General features: G+C 63.2%; 1 protein-coding gene. It reads right to left on the reverse strand.

The window, feature by feature from the left end:
- On the reverse strand, positions 1-731 hold a 731-nt coding region (locus H8B02_RS47555; RefSeq protein WP_229172557.1), incomplete at its 3' end, for an IS110 family RNA-guided transposase.
- Between the last annotated feature and the right edge of the window lie 76 nt (positions 732-807).

Raw genomic sequence — 807 nt, forward strand, 5'->3', positions numbered from 1 at the left:
GCAAACAGCCGGCCGGAGCGGAACGCGTGCGGATCGGGCGTCTTCATCACAAGCGATGTCGCAATGATCGGTCCGACCGAGGGGATCTGGGCCAGACGACGGCTTGTGGCATTGGCCCGATGCCAGGCCAGCAGCCTGGCCTCGATCGCCTTCAACTCGCCCTGCAACTGTGCATAGTCGCGACCCTGCATGGCGAACAGCTCACGCGCCAGCTCCGGAAGGCTCTCATCCTGGGCAATCCGCGCCAGCAGCGGCTCGATCTTGTCCAGTCCCTTGGCCGCGATCAGGCCAAACTCCGCCGCATAGCCACGGATCGCATTGCTGAGCTGGGTGCGGCGGGCGATCAGCCCGTCGCGGATGCCCGCCAGCATCAGCGCCGCCTGCTGCTCGGCGGTCTTCACCGGCACAAACCGCATCCGTGGCCGGCCCATCGCTTCGCACACCGCATCCGCGTCCCGTCCGTCATTCTTGTTGCGCGCCACATAGGGCTTCACCAGCTGCGGAGCCATCAACTTCACCTCATGGCCGAGCTTGCCAAGCTCCCGAGCCCAGTAATGGGCGCCACCGCAAGCCTCCATTCCGATCACCGTCGCTGGAAGCTTGGCAAAGAACTCCAGCACCTGCTTGCGCGACAGCTTCTTGCGCAACACCGGCTGCTCCGCCGCATCAACTCCATGCAGCACAAAAATATGCTTCGACGTATCCATCCCAATCCGGATAATCTCTGTCACGGACGGCTCCCTTGTCTGAGATTTGCTACAACCTCATTCTGGCACACTGATGCCGTAGGGGGCCGTCCACCCCATC

The organism is Bradyrhizobium altum, assembly GCF_020889705.1.
In the GTDB taxonomy this organism is placed as follows: Bacteria; Pseudomonadota; Alphaproteobacteria; order Rhizobiales; family Xanthobacteraceae; genus Bradyrhizobium; species Bradyrhizobium altum.